Annotated in this window: 13 protein-coding genes; 2 read left to right on the top strand and 11 right to left on the bottom strand. The window is 42.3% G+C overall.

What is annotated here, in order from left to right; all coding sequences use genetic code 11:
* Window positions 1-146: 146 nt before the first annotated feature.
* Complete coding sequence (locus QUA50_RS06295; protein ID WP_333261773.1) at window positions 147-2,969, bottom strand: pentapeptide repeat-containing protein; 2,823 nt, start codon at window positions 2,967-2,969, stop codon at window positions 147-149.
* Between the two features lie 262 nt (window positions 2,970-3,231).
* On the opposite strand from QUA50_RS06295, the gene QUA50_RS06290 reads away from it, so the two are divergent.
* The gene (locus QUA50_RS06290; RefSeq protein WP_333298598.1) at window positions 3,232-4,161 is read left to right on the top strand and encodes a S8 family serine peptidase; all 930 of its coding nucleotides are present in this window, start codon (window positions 3,232-3,234) and stop codon (window positions 4,159-4,161) included.
* A gap of 10 nt (window positions 4,162-4,171) precedes the next feature.
* On the opposite strand, the gene QUA50_RS06285 is transcribed toward QUA50_RS06290, so the two are convergent.
* The 7 genes from QUA50_RS06285 to QUA50_RS06255 form a co-directional block, all read right to left on the bottom strand.
* Window positions 4,172-5,542 (bottom strand): CHAT domain-containing protein, encoded by a 1,371-nt coding sequence (locus QUA50_RS06285; RefSeq protein WP_333261768.1) that lies wholly within the window; start codon window positions 5,540-5,542, stop codon window positions 4,172-4,174.
* A gap of 30 nt (window positions 5,543-5,572) precedes the next feature.
* Window positions 5,573-6,874, bottom strand: a complete 1,302-nt coding sequence (locus QUA50_RS06280; protein ID WP_333261766.1) for a DUF1822 family protein — start codon at window positions 6,872-6,874, stop codon at window positions 5,573-5,575.
* A gap of 10 nt (window positions 6,875-6,884) precedes the next feature.
* Entirely contained in the window at window positions 6,885-7,583 is a 699-nt protein-coding gene (locus QUA50_RS06275) for a hypothetical protein (protein ID WP_333261762.1), read from the bottom strand.
* 81 nt (window positions 7,584-7,664) lie between these two features.
* Entirely contained in the window at window positions 7,665-8,969 is a 1,305-nt protein-coding gene (locus tag QUA50_RS06270; protein ID WP_333261760.1) for a hypothetical protein, read from the bottom strand.
* Between the two features lie 255 nt (window positions 8,970-9,224).
* Entirely contained in the window at window positions 9,225-9,965 is a 741-nt protein-coding gene (locus QUA50_RS06265) for a hypothetical protein (RefSeq protein WP_333261757.1), read from the bottom strand.
* Between the two features lie 259 nt (window positions 9,966-10,224).
* Window positions 10,225-13,863, bottom strand: a complete 3,639-nt coding sequence (locus tag QUA50_RS06260; protein ID WP_333261754.1) for a CHAT domain-containing protein — start codon at window positions 13,861-13,863, stop codon at window positions 10,225-10,227.
* Between the two features lie 162 nt (window positions 13,864-14,025).
* Entirely contained in the window at window positions 14,026-15,042 is a 1,017-nt protein-coding gene (locus tag QUA50_RS06255) for an NYN domain-containing protein (protein WP_333261751.1), read from the bottom strand.
* A gap of 26 nt (window positions 15,043-15,068) precedes the next feature.
* On the opposite strand from QUA50_RS06255, the gene QUA50_RS06250 reads away from it, so the two are divergent.
* Entirely contained in the window at window positions 15,069-15,206 is a 138-nt protein-coding gene (locus QUA50_RS06250) for a hypothetical protein (protein ID WP_333261748.1), read from the top strand.
* 41 nt (window positions 15,207-15,247) lie between these two features.
* Here the strand turns inward: QUA50_RS06250 and QUA50_RS06245 are convergent, their stop codons facing one another.
* From QUA50_RS06245 to QUA50_RS06235, 3 genes are all read right to left on the bottom strand, one after another.
* Window positions 15,248-15,781, bottom strand: a complete 534-nt coding sequence (locus QUA50_RS06245; RefSeq protein ID WP_333261746.1) for a hypothetical protein — start codon at window positions 15,779-15,781, stop codon at window positions 15,248-15,250.
* 109 nt (window positions 15,782-15,890) lie between these two features.
* Window positions 15,891-16,076: a hypothetical protein gene (locus QUA50_RS06240; RefSeq protein ID WP_333261743.1), complete on the bottom strand. Its 186-nt coding sequence runs from the start codon at window positions 16,074-16,076 to the stop codon at window positions 15,891-15,893.
* Window positions 16,077-16,399: 323 nt separating this feature from the next.
* Complete coding sequence (locus tag QUA50_RS06235) at window positions 16,400-18,115, bottom strand: protein kinase domain-containing protein (RefSeq protein ID WP_333261742.1); 1,716 nt, start codon at window positions 18,113-18,115, stop codon at window positions 16,400-16,402.
* Between the last annotated feature and the right edge of the window lie 43 nt (window positions 18,116-18,158).

The following is an 18,158-nucleotide window of genomic DNA, read 5'->3' as shown; positions in this document are numbered from 1 at the left end:
CCAGCAGGGGTTTTCCAGAAACCGGGCTATCTGGAGTAGGGTGGCGCATGAGTACCTCGTTGGGGGGCTGTATGGCTTGCTATATATGTATCGTGACGAATTGGAAAAATTATGCAGTTTGGTTGGGAACTTGTTTTTGGGGGGTGTTAGGGATTTTGGAGCGATCGCCATGTCGGGGGCACTTCGGCGGGGTTTTGGCAGATAACCGGCAGCCAAGAAGCACAAGGAAAATGATTTTCTAGACTTTGCAACCTCTCCCGCGCTTCTCTGACTGCTAGATAGAAAGATTTACCGCTGGCGAAGGCGGTGAGGAAGTTTTTCAAGAATTCCTGTGCCACTACATCCGGCACCGGTTCTCGAAAAACAATAATTTGTGGAATGTGCAATTGAGCCAATTGATTCGCTAATCCTAAACCGTCGCAAGAATTGAAAATTGCTATTTGCAAGCCCCTTTCAATGGCTGTGCTGAGAGCATTTTTTAGATCGGGAATACTTAGCTTATCCGTATTATTGATATAAATATAACCAGTGCTACCATCCATTTCGCTCGAACTGTGACCGGAAAAACAGAGAATATCCCAACCTTTTTCATCCCACAATTGTTCATCTAATTCTTGGCGGCTGGGCTTGACAATAAAAGATTTTTCTGCATCTAAGTGTGTTAGTAACTCTTGGTCTTTATTCAGATTAATTCCTTTATCGTCGCCCAAAATTGATAAGATTCTGATTCTGTCTCTGGTAACAGCAGTTTTTAAAGGTCGATCGTAAAAAGGTGAACTTAAAGCAATTTCAGCTTTGTGGTAAGCTTTGAAAAAATCCCACAGATGCCAAGGGAGGCGACGCACATCGATATTTTCTGATTGGATGATTACCTGAACTTCATCATAACGGTTTAATTTCTCACGCAGGATTCGATCTATGAGCCGAAATTGCTCGGCATTAAGCCATTTATTTAGTTTTTCTTCTAACTCTTCAGCTAATTTGTCAATTGTAAATTCAGAAGCATTGGTTACTTGTATGATATTTTTTTGCATTCGAGCTGCTTTTTTTTCTACTTCTATAAAACGGTTATATTGTGAATGCCAAAGATGATAAAAATCAACTAGATATGGTGCTGGTGGCAACTCACCTGGATGTTGAGTAGGCAATCTTTCATCCTCAGTCCAAATTTGAGCGATGACAAAGGGAAATCCTGTTTCAAAGTCACCAGATATCAGTGTGAGAATAACTAAATTAACCGCTGTTGGGCCTTCGGCTATAGCTTGAACTTCAGACTCGTTAACGGGAACATTAAGGGCTGGTTTCGCCAGGATATCAATAATTTTTTCCATATTGGAACTTTGCTGAATCTCTCTCTGACGAGAATCTTCTAGCTGCTGGCGATAAACCGTAATCTGCTCATCTTTGCTTTCTAGTTTAGCTTGATATTTTTCCTCTATGGCTTTGAGTGCAACTTCGTAGTTTTGGGTAAATTCCCTATGAATCTTTTCTTTGTTGGTATCTGGGGGAACGCTGACTCTAACAACCACAACCCCATCGCCTTTGTTTTCGATGCTTTGGATAGTGAGTTCGGTGTCTTCATTCTCAACTTGCACTTGTTGGAAGGCGGGGATAAAGGCTTTCCAGTCAACGCCGTTGCGGAAAATTAAGTCAACAGTCGTGAGAACTTCTTGGAATAGTTTGGTAAATTCTCCGGGTGCAAATTCACCACTGTTGGGACGGCGTTCGCGGTCATCGGTTCCGGGTTTTGAAGATTCTAAAAGATAAATATATCGACAATCGACATTATCCAAATTAGTATTACTTTCTATATTCCAGGCTTCAAGGGAAGCACCTGTCATTTGAGCGCTGGTAAAGTCAGTGCCAATTGCTTCAGTGAGCGTTAAATTTGCCGCTTCTAAATTAGTGGCTTGGAAATTAGCCTCACTGATATTAGCTCCTTTTAGATTAGCGCTATTTAGGTCAGATCCTATCAAATTGGCTCCTTTGAGATTAGCGCCAAGGTAAGATTTTCCAGCACCATTGCCCGTGACGAGTAAGTCTCGAATCAATGGCTTGGCTAAAATAGTGTTATCTGCTTTAGCCCAATCTAGTTTTTGTGCCTTATTAAACCAAGCGCGCGTCAAATTTGCGTTGCTAAAATCAGTATTATTGAGAATAGCTTTAGTAAAATTAGCATGGGTTAAATCGCTTCCTTGAAAGTAAGTACCTTTTATAGCTGCATATTCGACGGCTAGATTTTTTAGCCATAAAAATCTGATATCTTCAGCTTTAGCTCTCCAGCTAATATAAGTGGATATAAAAGTAACACTATAAGTACCAAATAGCATCCCAATTGCAGCCCCTGCCCTCACGTCTGCAAATTGGGGACCAAAAGTTACAAGTAAAAGCCCGATCGCAGAGCCACACAACGTCAAAGTTACAGCAAAAGTAAACTTTTCAGCTACAGCTTCAGCAAAAGTTAAAGCTAATGCTAAAGCAAAGATAAAAGCCAAAATTAAAATTAAAACTAAAGCAAAACCTACAGGCCCAGCTACTTCTACGGACAAACCAAAACTAAATGTTAAAACCAAAACAAAGGTAAAAGCTATGCCCATAGATAAAGTAAAAACTGATTTAACCTCCTTAAAGACAAGAAGGCTGATAAAACCGATGCAGGCTATAAAATAAAATATGCCCGGATAGGTGAAAAACTTTTCATATTTAGTGGCTAGAAAAGAGCCGACAAAAGCGCCCCCAACGGCGGCGGCAAATCCTGCTAAAAATGCGACAACTAATGAAAATGCTAGTAGTAAAAATTTCCATTGGCTTGGTAATCCTGCTTTAGCATGGCTAAAGTTCGCACCTATCAAGATAGAATCAGTAAAATTCGCCCCTCGGATATCTGCATAGGAGAAGTTGGCACCCGTGGAGTCTTGACCTTTAAAATTGCGTCCTCGGAGATTTTGACCAGAGAAGTCTTGAGTCATATTTAGTTACAAATAGGTAAGTAAAACAAGCAGTTATGGCAGCTATTACAAATGAGGCGAGGCAACCAAGAAAAGCGATCGCGCTCTCCAAAACCCACCAGTATCATTCAGCACAATTCATTCCATAATACCTCAGTACAGAGTTAATATTCTTAACGATTGCTACTTGGTGCGGCTCCAAGATATTGTAGAATTTTAAGGTGGTTTACATCCGTGTTAGCCTGCGAAAAAGCAGTTGAGCATTGATAGAGAGGAAATAAATTTGGACAATTGGCCCTTAGAAAGTGGAGTTGAGTTAGCTCATTCATTGAAAATTCGTGGTTCTGGTGTCCTTGTAGGAGTATTAGACACGGGTATAGATGCCGATCATCAAGAATTTCGCGATCGAACAGTAAATTACTGTTATGTTCCCTTGAATTCCGGTCAACCACGGAATGTACGCGGTTTTGATACAGGCGGTCATGGAACGCACGTATGCGGTATTATTGCAGGAAAAAATATCGGTGTAGCACCTGAAGCTAAATTATATGTTGCTTCAGTGATTGAAAGCGAGACGATAGACAGAAGTTTATTGAGAATCATTTCGGGTTTGGACTGGTTGCTGGATAAATTTAACGAGTCGGAAAACTCAGAACCTCCAGCGGTATTAAATATGTCTTTGGGTTTTCCATCAACCAGCACACAATCTTCAGCAAATAGACAAAAACTTGAAATCCTGCAAAACAGGTTAATTAAATGTGTAGAAAAGTTGAATGTACTACCTATAGTTGCAATTGGTAATGACGGTCAAGGTACGTATCATTATCCTGGTGCTTTTAAAGAATGCTTTAGTGTAGGTGCTGTAGATTTCCAAGGAAATATTGCCAATTTTTCCGGTAGTGGTATCTCTGAAGGCAGGGTCAAACCTGATTTAGTTGGTTATGGAGTAGCTGTCTACTCAAGTTTAGAAAGAAAATGTGACGGCCAATTAATCTATAAAAAACTCAGTGGTACAAGTATGGCCACTCCCTATGTAACAGGAATTGCAGCGCTTTATTTGTGTGAACAACCCCAATTGAAAGCTAAGGAGTTGAAAGTAAAGCTGATAGAAACTGCTTTTCCGTTACCAAATCAACCTCCTGAGCGTGTTGGTGGGGGATTGGCTCGATTTGTTCCTCAGTTAACAGATCGAGTTAATTCCCTTAGCGAATAAGTTCTATGTCTTACCCATCAGGTAAAACAAAATCTACTCCTGGGTAAGATTCAATGAGATGGGCAACTTTTTGAGTACATTTGAGCATAACTACTGGAAAAGTCGTTGGAGGTGCGATCGCCTTTACTTCGGACATCGCTCCTTTTTTTCGCAACCAATTCTCCAATTCTCTCTGAAATTGAGTGGTTCTTTCTTTTCCAGCTTGATACAAAGCACGTCTTCCCATCGTTTCCGGTAAATCTTCCTGAGTATCTTTTAGCATTACCACCCAATTTAACATTTTTGATTCAACTCCAACACCCGGTAAATCTTGCCAAGTAAAAGGCAATAAAGATGGATTTTGAAACAGAACTGGGAAACAATTAGCATAGGGGAAAACAGCTTCTATACTTTGCAACTTTTCTCTGGCTTCTCGCATCGCTAAATGCAAAGGTTTACCGTCTGAGAAAGATGAGAAGAAATACTTTAAAAAAACTTGAGCGACAATATCTGGAACTGGTTCACGCATAGCAATTACATAAGGAATGTGCAATTGGGCCAACTCCTTTGCTATTCCCAATCCATCGCAAGAATTAAAGATTGCTAACTTTAGCCCTAGTGATACAGATTTTTTGAGACTATCCTTTAGCTGAGAAATCGTCCTACTTTCTTCGGGATTAATAAATATTTTACCCTGCTTATTGGAGGTTTCTGTCACGCTGTGGCCTGCAAAAAATAGGATATCCCAGCCCCGATAATCCCAAAGTTCCTTGGAAAATTCCTCGGAAGTTGGCTCTGTTAGCATTACTATTTCTATATCGGGTAATTTTTCTAAAATTATGCGATCTTTTTCTAGATCGATTCCTTTACTATCACCAAGAATTGCCAGAAGTCGTCCTTGAGTTCTGAAAGTGAAAAGGTTTCTAGTTGGGAGATTGAACTGAGGAGTGCTAAAAGCTATTTCTGCTTTTGGATATTTCTCAAAAAATTCCCATAAATGCCAAGGTAAGCGTTGTAGTTGTTCGTCTTCAGTTTCTACGATCAATAACACTTCTTCGGAAGTCTCTATTTTAAACATTTTATTTCTAATAGAAATAAAGTTTTCTGTTCCTAGCCATTGATTAAACCGAGCAGCCAAAGTGTTTATCACATCTTCTGGGGCAGATTCTGATACATTATGAGGAATAACGTTTATTTTAGTTAAACGAAACCCCGTTCCAATTATGCTGTTATATCCCGATCGCCATTGGGTATACAGTTGCGGAATTTCAGGTGCAGCAGGTAAACTCCCTCTCAATTGTGTTGTTAATACGCCATCTTCATCGAAGATTTGGAAAGTAATACTCTGAAATCCTTGATGGAAATCACCATTGCCAAAATCTAAAAGAATTAATTTGCTCATAGTCAACCTGTTTATTAAGTTAATTGTCAGCTAAATAACAAAACTATAAGTTAAGCTGTCAATGCCAAGTGCTATTTTGATGGTAAATTTTTCTTCTGCTTCACCCCTGAATTCTAATTGAGTCCAATTGTCAGCATTCCGAGCTGTAGCTTCTAAAAAAACATCATCTGACTCATCTAATACTATCAATTGTACACCTTGCGGTAGATATGTATTCTCACCCACGGGATACAATCTTAAAAGAATATCTCGCGTCTGGTTATTCTCTAATTGACAACTCAGTAGTAAAGCTAAATCTAGCTCTGCAAATTTTACTACTTGAACTCTAGTTGCACTGATCGAAGGTTCTTCCGTTGCGCTGGTGCGAGAACGAGGAGCGCTGGCAAATCGAAAGACTTGATTACCTTCCAGAGAATTTAGAAAATCTTCTAGTTTTCGCCAGCCATGCTCATAAAGAGCATCAAGATTTTGCAACCATCGACTCAAATTAATGATTCCTGGTTGTTCTGTGGTTGTTTCAAATTTCACAATTAAAGGTTCTTCTGACTCTTCGCTTCCCCAAATTTCATCTAACTTTTCTAGCAACTCTCCAGCTAAATCTTGAAACTCTTCTAACTGTCCTAGATTAAATTCTTCTCGATCTACAAATGCTGCAACATTCTGGGAAACCTGTTCTGGAGTTACAAAACTTGCCAAAAAGTCACCGCCTGCATACCGTCGTTCGTATTTGTTATAGGTGCGGTATATCCGCTCCAATTGAGTAGCAATCTCTGAAATTGACTGGTCTACTAATCTTTCCCTAACCTGAATTGCTACCTCTTCATCGCTTTGCAAGAAAAACTGCGCTGATTCCAGGCGATCGATATAATTAATCAATGTTTCTATTGGTTGAAGACGGGAAATTTCTATTGTTTCAGGCGGTAATTGTGGGTCTATTGCTGGATAAAATCCCAACAACTGCACTTCGTTTAATTGTTCCTGAAATTGAACTGCAATATAAGCAATTCTGTCCTCAGTTACTTCGGGTGGTATAGAAATAGCAGTTTGTCCAGGTAAAACCGGACGACATTCGAGTTTACCTAAATTGGGAATTACTAAATCAGCCACATCATTAAAGCATCTGATAACAGAATGCCAACTGTCGCCTGCGCTCAAATCAGTTTCAATGCCCAGCCATTGCAAGAAATGACGAACAGCATAAACTGCCAAAGTATTTGTATAAACTTGTTTGACATTTTCTGGTGTTGATTGTTGAGAAGCAAACTTATGAGCATCTTGGTGAGCTTGCTTAGAGAGTTGAATTGTCAGTTCACAATTATCTATATTTTTCACGTTCTTTTTCCTACTTGTTACTAGATTTTTTTGAAAGCTCTTCTAGACGTTTTTTACATTTTCTATTCCAATGAGCAGTGACTGTTCCATAGGGTATTTGTAATTCTATCGCTATTTCCTTCCATTGCTGAGGCGGGGTTTTCAGCAAACGTCTTTGAATCAGTTCATAGCAAGTACAATGAGGGTATCCCTCTGGATAACATACTAATGTTTTTATAAGGCGTTTTAGTTCTTGTTCTTGCTGTTGATTCTCTTGCAATTCTTCATCGGCAATAAGAGTTCCAATGCCATTAAGACTTTGTTTATCTGGTATAGTATCTTCTATCGTTCCTCCTTGATTGATACCTGCTGGATCGCTCAGGCTCACAGTTCTTGGTCGATTCTTTTGCCCGCGCTTGACATCGTAGCAATCTAGCCTGAGAATCATCATTACCCAGCTAATAAAACGTTTGCGAACAATAGCAGTCTCAGAAGCATTTTGACAGTCTGTAGTTTCCAAGTTCAAGCGGTATATTTGAGGAAACTTATTAATATTACGCTTAACATCCCTTTCTGTCACCGGGAGAGCTTCATCGTAATAGGGTAGCCAACCTTTATCGAGATATCTCTTAACTTCCGGCAATTGGTCGATCGCGAATGCGAGTATCTCTGCCTTTTCAGGAGAGTGTAAAGCTTCTCGGATCAGTTGACATAACGACGCATCATCCATAGGGGCGTGAATCAGAACAAAAAAGGGATGCTCTCAATTATACCAAGAGAACACCCCCCACCTCACCCAATCCCGATTCTCTTAAGCCGCGTCGCCCAAGTCGCCCCCAAATTCCTCATGACCTTCCTTCCAGTTGCGGTAGGCTTCGTCATACCGCTGCTGCGCCGCCATGATGTCCTCCTCACATTGTTTAATTTGCGTTCCGTAACGGTGGGCGATTATTTTCAAATCTTGCCCTAAAATCTCTTCCAACTCAGCGCTTTTCTGCTGCACCCACTGCTGCCGCATTCGATCGACCTTTTGCTGCTTTTCCTTGATTTCGTGAGGTGCACCAATCATTTCAATGTCTGGCGCAACAAAGGCGTTTTCCAGATCGGTTTTGTCGGCGCGAGATTGAAATAACCGCTGTTCGATCGCCCGATCGCGCTCCAGTTCCAACTCTTTTTTGCGATCGCGACCCATGCTAATATCATAGTCCGCTTCCGCCATCGCCATATTCTTCAGCCGCCCATTGCTATCCCCCTCAGCAATGTATTTCATTAAATAGTCCAAAGATGCTTCTTGGCTTTCTTTATCAGCCAGGAGTTTTTCAACTTCCGCTTCTGGCATTCCTTCGCGGGGGAAAACACAGCCAAAATACTTTTCAATTAAACGGGCATACTGTTCTGGTAACTCAAAGCGATCGCTCTGAAAAGCAGCGGCCAACCAAACAATAGTAACAGGCAAACTGGCGGCGATCGCTTCGATTAAAATTCCCCCCGGCAGTCCCATTTGTACTACAATCCACAGCGCTGTTGAAAATTCCGCCGCACTTAGAGTTCCTGCTAAAATGGCATCGATAGCCAACTGTTTCTGTAGATTTTTGCCTTCGACTTGTTGGATCAGTGCCTTTTGAGTGCGGTAAAACAGTTCGTCTAATTCATTAACAGGAGATTGTCCTTGCTGGGCGATCGCGCTAATTTCCTGTTTTGTACCGTGAGCAATTCGCATATTTGTAAATACTTTAGTAGCGCGATCGTCTACTAAAAAACTAGCCAATGCACCGCCTCCCATTGCAGCAGGTAAAGCAGCCGGGCCCAAACGCGAAGTTAGCACTTGCGTTCCCGCACTGAAGGTAAGCGCACCTATTACTACTACCACAAATTTTGTGGCTTGTTTGGTAGTCGGTGAAGATTGCCGGGAGACTATGGGATTCATGTCTTGAATGCGGGCTTCGGCAATCCGAGTTTCTGCTGAGTTGGCAACTCTTTCGCTGACATTTGCCCGCAATCCTCTGGGGAGGCGTTTAACTGCTTCTTGGGGAAATTGCCGCCAGCGATCGACTATTTGCCAGATATGAAGTTGAATTTGATTATGTTCGTTATTCTGCGGTTGATTTGAATTCATGGTCTTTCCTTTGATTTTGCTGACAATGTTTAATCGTTTAATTTGTGAGGAGTTATGCGAATTTTTGAGGAAGTTACTTAGTCCTGGATGCACGGGGGGCAGAAACCGGGTTTTTTATTGAATCTGCGGGATGCAACAAAGTGTTTTAAGAAAAACCCGGTTTCTTTGGTCACATTGGAGGGGCAGAAACCGGGTTTTTGACTGAATCTGCTGGCTACAACCAAGTATTTTGGTAAAAACCCGGTTTCTCGGCTCCTATCGAAAACCCGGTTTACGAGCGGTTTCCAAGGCTAAACTGACACAGTTAGAAATGTCTTTGAAATCGCAAATTTGCACCTTGCCTTCGGATGTTAAATTAGTCTCTAGCTGGTTTTTGAGGGTTTCGTCTTCAACCATGAAGGCGATCGCCCCATTGTTTTCGGTAATGTTGTGGACAACGGTTTTAATCCGCTGAACGTCTTTCGGATTGGGTTGGTTTGGGCCCGGCTCGTCGTCTTGAATGGCGATGGTTACTACGACTGGTTTTTGATTCTTGCGGGCGCGTTCTTTTTGGACTGTGTTTTGGATGCGCTCTAGGAGTAAAATTAAAGAGGTTCCTGGGTGTTTGTTGGCGATCGCCCGTTTTGGATCTTTACACTGGCCGAGTAGAGATAAACTGTTAGAAATGGAGATATTTTGGGTAGTGACAGGGCGATCGGCAAAAGACATAGAAATTGCTACATCACCAGGTTTATAATGTTGAATGCTGGCTTGACAGTGTTGTTGCCGCTGAGCTGTATAAGTTTCAGCCGAATCGGAATTGTCATCAGCCCGGATGTGGATGATGCGCTGGGTGGTAAACTCAACAAATAGGGTAGCACCGACTATGCCAATGCCGAGAAGAATTGCTGATAGAATCAGGGGGGATTTGAACCAAGCTTTGTGAGTCTGGGTAGGTGCGGCTGGGGATTGCAAGCTGCGACTGGTGTAGCGCGTGGGATGATAGTATCGGCTCATGGCTGTTGGTTTGCTAACTGTGCTACTGGTATATCGAACAGAGTCGCGACGGTTATGCCGATTGGTGAAAATGATGAAAATGCCCCCAGGTTTTCATCTGGGGCTATGTTAATTTTCTAGTAAGAATTTGATACTAAATCCAGCTTAAATACCTCCTTTGCTTCTTAGTCTCGCGTTGCGCGGACTTCGTTTGTGTAGACGCGGTTTCAACCGCCGAATCATAAACAAACATTTTTCTCTTCATTTTTACAATTTGATACTAACGCAAACCGGAACAGATGAAACCTGCCCAATAGTAAGGCCCGGCAAAGGGTAATTCTTCTCGACATAATTTTTTTAGGTTTTCTTTGATTTTGAAAATGCGAGAAGCGATCGCCTCCCAATGTTTATATTCTTCATCCCATCGCTGATACTCTGGCGTTCCTTCAAATAACCGTTTACAATTTTTCTTTGCTTTTTCACACTTCTCTATTGCTTGTTGCTGTTGCTGTTGCAAGTGAGTTTCGAGTTCACTTTTGTACTCAGTAGCTAGGATTTTTCCTGATAAAGTCCTGAGTTTGACTTGCGCTTGTTGCAGTGCTTCAGTACGGTTTAAACCTCGTTGACGATACTGATAGTAAAAGATGGAAAATAAGGCTGTAGCCAAGTCATCAACTGCCCATAAGGTACTGACAACACTCCGCGCTCCCGCACATAAAAAGCCAGTGGATAATGATAAAATATCATCAGTAATGCCAGCAACACCGAGGTTTGTTTCGCAACAGGAAAGGAACACATCGGAGAGATAGGGAAGTCGAAAACCGGGACTCATTATTTGACCTAAAGTAATATTCCCATCGGCAAGAATTAGGCGCGATTCTAAGGGATTATCGAGGCGTGATGAGGCGTGATGGCTAGAGTGTAAGACTTGCACTTGTTTTGCAAGTTGGCGATAATTGCTGACTGTAGCTTGGTCACGACCTTTTAAGCGTTGGTTGGCTGGAATGTTGTAGAATTTGGCGATTTTCTCGCATTCAAATTCGGCGTTGGGTAGCGTACTATCGGGGTTTTCCACTGTTCCGTAATTAATTTGAGAAAGTGGGGGACGCTGTTGGCAATATTGCAAGATTTGGCTGCTGGGAACGTAGCGAATGCGGAATTTATCACCTAAGTATTGGGTTGATACTATTTCTGTGTCAGTGGGAAGTGTACCGCTGATAGTTTTTTTCCCTCCTCCCAGTCGGGTGAAGGTTTCGATGACTTGGCGGATCATTCCTGATGACTGGTTTTCCGGTGGCTGAGAATTGACTTGATTGGGAATAGTTAAAGGCAAAGCGGAAAAGGGGATTTGATGCCAAAATAAGTGCGGGATAATAATCAGTTCCTCAATCTCAGTCATATGGTTTTTGACTAGGGTTATGAGTTGCAGTTTTTCGGCTAATTTTTGCAAAAACTCAGAGATTTTTGTGTACCAAATACCGCCATCGTTTTTTTTGTCAAGATAGGGGTTTAACCACTCGTTAACGACTAAATCGCGCAAAGCTTGATAGCCAAAGCCGGTGCAGGTGTGCAGTTGCGGTGCTTTGTCTTTGTAGATGATGAAAATGTGCGTGTCGTTGTCGCTGGTGAAGAAATTGAGAAGGGCGGTTTGGGGTTTGTCGATAAGTTGCTGGATGGTGGGAAAATCTAGGGGGGTTACTTGAATTTCTCCGGCTAAAACCGGATCTAATCGGCGCATTTGTTCCCAAATTTGTTGTTTTTGCGCTTCCAAGTTTGCGATGGTTTCGGTAGCAGCTTCTAAAGCAGCGCGAGTGAGGGAAACAGTGCCTTTATCTGTTTGTTGTTTGCTAGAGTCAGATTGGCGGCGGAGGCGTTCTCGTTCGGCATCAATTTGTGCTTGCAGTTCGTCGTGTTGCTGCAAATATTCCCGGACTTGGGGAGGAATTTCACCGCTTGCGTAGAGGTCGTTACTTGCCATTAAATCTACCAGACGTTTGGAACGAGAACGATCTACATATTCAATCGCCTTGTCAATTTGACCTTGGTTGATGTAAGATTGCACAATATTGGCATAAACTTCAATTGCTTGAGCAATTATTTCCTGGCGGCGATCGTCACTAAGCGCTTGGCTACGACTTTCTTCCACTGCATCAATCGCTTGTTTGTATCCTTCAATAGCAATTTCCCACTTGCCGGCGGTGAATGCTGTTTGACCTAAGTTGTTGCCTGTTCTGAGACACTCTATGGGGAAAGTTGTAGGAGTGTGGATCTCTAGGGCCAATCGCCAATATGCGATTGCCTTTTTCAAATTATCTGCTTGCTCTCCCCTAAGTCTATTTTTGTAAGCAAGTCCCAAATTATATTGAACTCTCGCCCAATTTTGGGAAAATTTGTCTTGTTTTTGTACTTGCAAAGCTAGTTCGTAACAGGCGATCGCTTTTTCCAAATTTTCCGCTTTATCTCCCCTAAATCTGTCGCTGTAAGCACATCCCAAATTATTTTGAACTCTCGCCCAATCTTGGGGAAATTTGTCTTGTTTTTGTACTTGCAAAGCTAGTTCGTAACAGGCAATCGCCTTTTCCAAATTCTCTGCTTGCTCTCCCCTAAGTCTATCCTTGTAAGCAAGTCCCAAATTATTTTGAGCCGTCGCCCAATCTTGGGGAAATTTGTCTTGTTTTTGTACTTGCAAAGCTAGTTCGTAACAGACGATTGCCTTTTCCAAATTATCTGCTTTATTTCCCCTAAGTCTGTTGCTGTAAGCCGTCCCCAAATTATTTTGAGTCTCTGCCCAATCTTGGGGGAATTTGTCGCGAGTGCATTCCAGTAAAGCTAGTTCGTAACAGTTGATCGCCTTTTCTAAATTCTCTGCTTTATCTCCCCTAAGTCTATTGTTGTAAGCATTCCCTAAATTATTTTGAGTCGTTGCCCAATTTTTAGGAAATTTGTCGCGAGTGCGTTCCAGTAAAGCTAATTCGTAACAGTTGATCGCCTTTTCTAAATTTTCTGCTTTATCTCCCCTAAGTCTATCCCTGTAAGCATTCCCTAAATTATTTTGAGTCGTTGCCCAATCTTGGGGAAATTTGCCACGAGTGAGTTCCAGTAAAGCTAGTTCGTAACAGTTGATCGCCTTTTCCAAATTCTCCGGTATATCTCCCTTGAGTCTGTCACTGTAAGCAGCCCCTAAATTAATTTGAATCATTGCCCAATTTTGGGAAAATTTGTCGCGAGTGAGTTCGAGTAAAGCTAGTTCGTAACAGTTGATCGCCTTTTCTAAATTCTCTGCTTTATCTCCCCTAAGTCTATTGTTGTAAGCATTCCCTAAATTATTTTGAATCATTGCCCAATTTTGGGAAAATTTGTCGCGAGTGAAGATATTGAGAACTAATTCATAACCTATAATCGCTATTTCTAAATTACTCGCTATATTACCTAAAGGGAAATGCTGAATTAAAGTGCTAAAATTGACCAAATACACTGCAATATTTTGATCTGGTGCAGGTTCGACTTGTGAGAGAATACTGTTCACCCAATCTGGGTACAATGTAACTAAGGTATCATTCAGTTTACCTTGGTTAGTCGCCAGAATGGGATAAACGACTTGTGGGTTGCCATTACTATGAGCAGTTGCTTGCAATACTTCAACTAAAAAGGCGAAATATTCTTCTGGGGATGCTGCCTCTTCTGGGGATGCTGCCGATGAGGTGTTACCCAAATAAGCTGCTATTCCCTGTGCTAAATCAGTTAAAAATCTGGCATTATTCTCATTCCCCTGTTGCGCTGCCACTTGTGCCATCACCTGCACTAAATCTGCATCGATCAGGTGTGGATGGGTGTTGATAATATTACCCTCTTCCCCATTGGGACAATCAAGTAACGCTTGAATCAAATTAAGATAATCTTGCTGGCGCTGTTCGTTCATGGTTGTATTTCCTCGATAAAGTTGTAAAAACAGGACTTACGCACTTCGCTCGCACAAACTATTTTTTTAACCAAATCTACGAGTTACAACCGAAATCTTTAGTAAAAAAACCAGTTTACGCTACCCCGCACGCAAGTCCTAGAAAATCAAAATTTCTCATCCCTAAACCTTGCAAATCTTCCCCTGAATCTCCTCCAAATCCACATAAGAATCCGCCACATCAATCAATGCCTCACTCGTCATCGATCGCAAACTCACCACCTCCACCCTAGCCCTGCAATCGCTTACCTTATCCAGCGCGCAAGCCAAATCTCCATCCCCACCCACCAAAACCACCGTGTCATATTGCCCCGCCAAACTCACAATATCCATCGCCATCTCTACATCCAAATTCGCTTTCTTAGATCCATCCGGCCGCTGCAACACCGGCTTAGACACCACCCGGAACCCGTGATGCCGCAACCATAACAAAAAGCCCCGCTGCTTCTCATCCGCAGCCTCTGCTCCAGTATAGTAAATAGCCCGAAATAAAGTATCGTCTCCTACTAAATATTTCAGGAATTTGGTATAATCAATTCTGATTCCCAATTCTCCGATCGCATAAAACAGGTTAGCGCCATCAATAAATATGGCTACTCGCCCGCGACCTGTTTTTGCCGGTACGGATGTTAACCGTTTGAGTGCGGCTAGTTGCTGCTGCATTTCATCGAGTTTCTGAGTTCGATCGCCCAATTCATCCGCGCGATCGTCCAAATCAATTGCCCACTGTTGCAATTGCGTAATTTGCTGCTGCAACTGTGCTTGTTCCAAACTCAAAACTCGTTCTTGAATCGAACTAATTTCCATCGCATCAAGCCGATTTTCCATTGTGCGAACAGTCGCTATTTCCGCTGTCGCAGCCGCCAGACGCTGCTGCAAAACTTCCTCAAAACGGCGGCGGTTAATTAAATTCAACCCGCAGCACAAAGATAGGGGAATTGCAACCATTGTCTGTTGGGAAACCGCCGCGATCGCCGCTGTTGCCAAAGTCCCCCAAAACGCCGTCTGTTCCGCGATTTTGAGTTGCTGCGAGCCGATCGCCCGCAACAGCTTTTTACCCCAAAATTCATTTTCCGACAGTCGCAGCCCCTCAGACGGGGCGGTAACAGGTGGGCGCCGAAGTGCGATTAGATTAGCCATTTGATTCACAATCCTGAGTAGTAGTTATGATATTTAATCGACTGGGTACAGAACATTTATGCAAAACAATTCATGCCCAGGCGATCGCAGCAGCCACAGAAATTACCCAAAAAAAACCGGTTTCCACCAAAAATCGTGCATTTCTCCGAGAAATATTGAGGTAGAAACCGGGTTTTTAGGCCCGGATGCGTAAGTCCCGATCCATTTAGCTATCGAGTTGGCGGCGATGGGCGATCGCATCTCCCAGCAAATTCAACAACTCATCGGGCATCCCATCTAAAAGCTGTTCGGCTAAATCTTTTCGCCCCGGATCGACACCCGTTGCTAACACCGCATTTAATCTGGGCATCGCGTTCGAGTCCACCAACTGAATTAAACCGCTCAAACACCGATTAAACAAGCATTCTGTTACGTGGGCATCCTCAATCGGCAACTCAATAGAAGCGCGAACTTCGCCATCCGTAGGATCGTATTCAAACCGCAGCATCTTGACTTCCCAGCTAATAGCCAGCATTGTCTGAAACAGGAGGCCCTTATAAAGGCAGTCTTTCACTGCCAGCAATTGCGGCGCAACGAATTGCAAAAATTCGCCATTTTCGCTAAGCTGGATGAAGATTACAAAATTATCGACATTTTCAGCTTTGACACCAGTAATGACGCGAGTATTATCAGCATCAAATTTGTACTTCCAGCCGCGTTGTTCGAGACAGTGGGCGATAAAAGGGAGTGTGGTAGCCATGAGTTTTGTGTTCCTAATATATAGATGATTTTCAGGTTGACAGCAGCGCCTTTGTGCGCTGCTATTTGTATATCGGTTAAGCAATCAAGAATTATGCGATCGATTTCTGTTACTTGCCCCCAGGTGGAGTTCTTGGACATTCGCATTGCGCTGTAGTAGGGATAATAGATGAAGGGCGATCGCCCGGTGCAGCTACAGCAGCATTTGTTTTCGGTTCTAAGTACATACCGTTAATCAAATTGGCAACTAACACCGAAATCAAAGCTGTTTCTAAGACTGTAAATGGCCTTTGCATAATTGACTCCTACTTCAACAGGGGTAAAGAAACTTGAGGTTTTGCTTCCCTCTGTTTAGATATCGGTACTATTGGGAGTTTTTTATGCAAAGGCGATCGTTTAATATCAAGTCAGCAAGGTTTGCCATCCCACGGTGGGCGGGTTTATTAATAAAACTGAGATATTGCACCCGCCGCCAAAAACTTGTAGGGGCTGGTTCACCAATAGCTTTAAAAGATACCCAAAGACTAAAAAACCCGCCCCCATCCCGCGCGAGAGTCCTTTGGGGATCTAACAGCTATCGCCCCGATTTTTAGCGATCGCGGATAAAAATCTTTGTAAATCAAGGTTTTGGGATACTTGTCACCCCATCAGTCCCTTGAACTTCCAAGCGGTTTTTTGCTTCAATAACCCACTTGTCGAGTTCCGGCTGATATTTTTCCTTTGGAGCGTATTTCAGGCAGCTTTGCCAAGCCGTAAATGCCCCGCTGCGATCTTTTTGAGCTTCTCGCACCCGCGCTAGCAGACAGTACGCAGAAGCCCGATCGCTATCAAGTGCGATCGCGCCATTTAATTGTATTGCCGCCTGCTGATAATCCCCCATTTCCAACAGTGCCCAGCCCATATTCTTGTGCAAAGCCGACTTTAAATCCACTTCTTTGACAAGCAGCAATCCTCTTTTCAGTCGAGGAACAGCAGCCGAATACCGTTTTTCCAGAATATCCAATCGAGCTAAATTATTCAGGGATTTTTCAGGAATATTTTTGATAGAAATTTCATAGTTATTTCGAGCTGAATGAAAGTCTCTATTTTTTTCAAAAATTAAGCCTTGAATATAATGAGACTCCCCCAAGTTCGGATATAAAATAAGTGCTAAATTTAGACAAAACTGAGCGCGATCTAACTGCTCGGCTGTATAATTATCAGCAGCGCAATTATTCAAAGAAACAGCCCACTGAGGTACAAAAAATTTAAAAGTGGTAATTCCCACAAACAGCGATACACCTACCCCTAACCCAATCAGACGATAATTTATCTGATTTAATCCAATGTAAGGGTAAATAAAATTAATTTTACTTGCAGCTTGACGAAACCAGTTTGAAACAGTTAGATGGGCGCAGTCAATTCGAGCTAAACGCTGTAAAACTGTGCAGGAATTTTGAGGACGGCGCTGAGAGTCAACAGCCATCATCTCATCAATTAAATCTGCCAAATTTACTGAAATCTGCGGTGCTAATTCTCGCCAAATTAATTGTCCAGTTGCAGTTATCGCTAAACAATCTGGGTGCTGGTGAGTTAACAAATATACAAAAGTTCGCCCCAAAGCAAACAAGTCTGATTTAGGAATAGCAGCGCATTTTATTTGTTCGGGAGGTGTATAACCGGACGATACAATTAGCGTAGTATCGCTATTTTCATATTTATCAATATAGGTATCCGAAGTAATTTTCGTGGCAGCACCAAAGTCAATTAATACTAAGCTTCCTTCAGGAAGGCACATGATGTTGCTCGGTTTAATATCTCGGTGAAAAAAACCTCTGCTGTGCACCCCATTCAAAATTTTTGTTAGTTGCTTCAGCCAATCAATGGCTTGATTTTCAGAAATTATTCCGTTTTCTTTCAGCCATTGTTTGAGATTTTTACCTTTAATATGTTCCATTGCTAAACAGTGCAGCTTAGTACCATCAATGGTTTCAAAAGTAAAGTATCCTCCAGGGAAAACTTTAGGTACTTCCAGAGATTTCAGACACCGCAATATCAGTTCTTCTTGCTGAAACAGACGAACTACATTGGGATTGCTATCATCGGTTAGCACTTTCAAAATTTTGGGGATATCCCAACCCACTTCCCGAAATTCAAAATCTTCTAATTCAAAAATTTTGGTGCGATAGCTTTGATGTAGCATTCTCACCGCTCGATAGCGGTCGTTGATTAATAAGGACGTGCCACAAGCAAGACAATTCTCGGAACCGCAAGGGTTTTGATTCTGCTGACACCTAGGATTAATGCAGTAGTTAACAAACTCTTCTCCCAACATTTGCTCATCAAAGCTATCCATTATTTCTTCCTCCTAGACTTCCGCTCAAAGAACTCAATATTAT

The sequence above is a fragment of the Microcoleus sp. M2_D5 genome, assembly GCF_036701935.1.
In the GTDB taxonomy this organism is placed as follows: domain Bacteria; phylum Cyanobacteriota; class Cyanobacteriia; order Cyanobacteriales; family Microcoleaceae; genus Microcoleus.
This window is presented reverse-complemented; position numbering and strand designations above follow the sequence as displayed.

Excerpts from the sequence above, each read along its gene's own strand:
- QUA50_RS06295 (WP_333261773.1), bottom strand. The coding sequence starts at position 2,969 with ATGACTCAAGACTTCTCTGGTCAAAATCTCCGAGGACGCAATTTTAAA.
- QUA50_RS06285 (WP_333261768.1), bottom strand. The coding sequence starts at position 5,542 with ATGAGCAAATTAATTCTTTTAGATTTTGGCAATGGTGATTTCCATCAA.
- QUA50_RS06275 (WP_333261762.1), bottom strand. The coding sequence starts at position 7,583 with ATGGATGATGCGTCGTTATGTCAACTGATCCGAGAAGCTTTACACTCT.
- QUA50_RS06270 (WP_333261760.1), bottom strand. The coding sequence starts at position 8,969 with ATGAATTCAAATCAACCGCAGAATAACGAACATAATCAAATTCAACTT.
- QUA50_RS06265 (WP_333261757.1), bottom strand. The coding sequence starts at position 9,965 with ATGAGCCGATACTATCATCCCACGCGCTACACCAGTCGCAGCTTGCAA.
- QUA50_RS06260 (WP_333261754.1), bottom strand. The coding sequence starts at position 13,863 with ATGAACGAACAGCGCCAGCAAGATTATCTTAATTTGATTCAAGCGTTA.
- QUA50_RS06255 (WP_333261751.1), bottom strand. The coding sequence starts at position 15,042 with ATGGCTAATCTAATCGCACTTCGGCGCCCACCTGTTACCGCCCCGTCT.
- QUA50_RS06250 (WP_333261748.1), top strand. The coding sequence starts at position 15,069 with ATGATATTTAATCGACTGGGTACAGAACATTTATGCAAAACAATTCAT.
- QUA50_RS06245 (WP_333261746.1), bottom strand. The coding sequence starts at position 15,781 with ATGGCTACCACACTCCCTTTTATCGCCCACTGTCTCGAACAACGCGGC.
- QUA50_RS06240 (WP_333261743.1), bottom strand. The coding sequence starts at position 16,076 with ATGCAAAGGCCATTTACAGTCTTAGAAACAGCTTTGATTTCGGTGTTA.
- QUA50_RS06235 (WP_333261742.1), bottom strand. The coding sequence starts at position 18,115 with ATGGATAGCTTTGATGAGCAAATGTTGGGAGAAGAGTTTGTTAACTAC.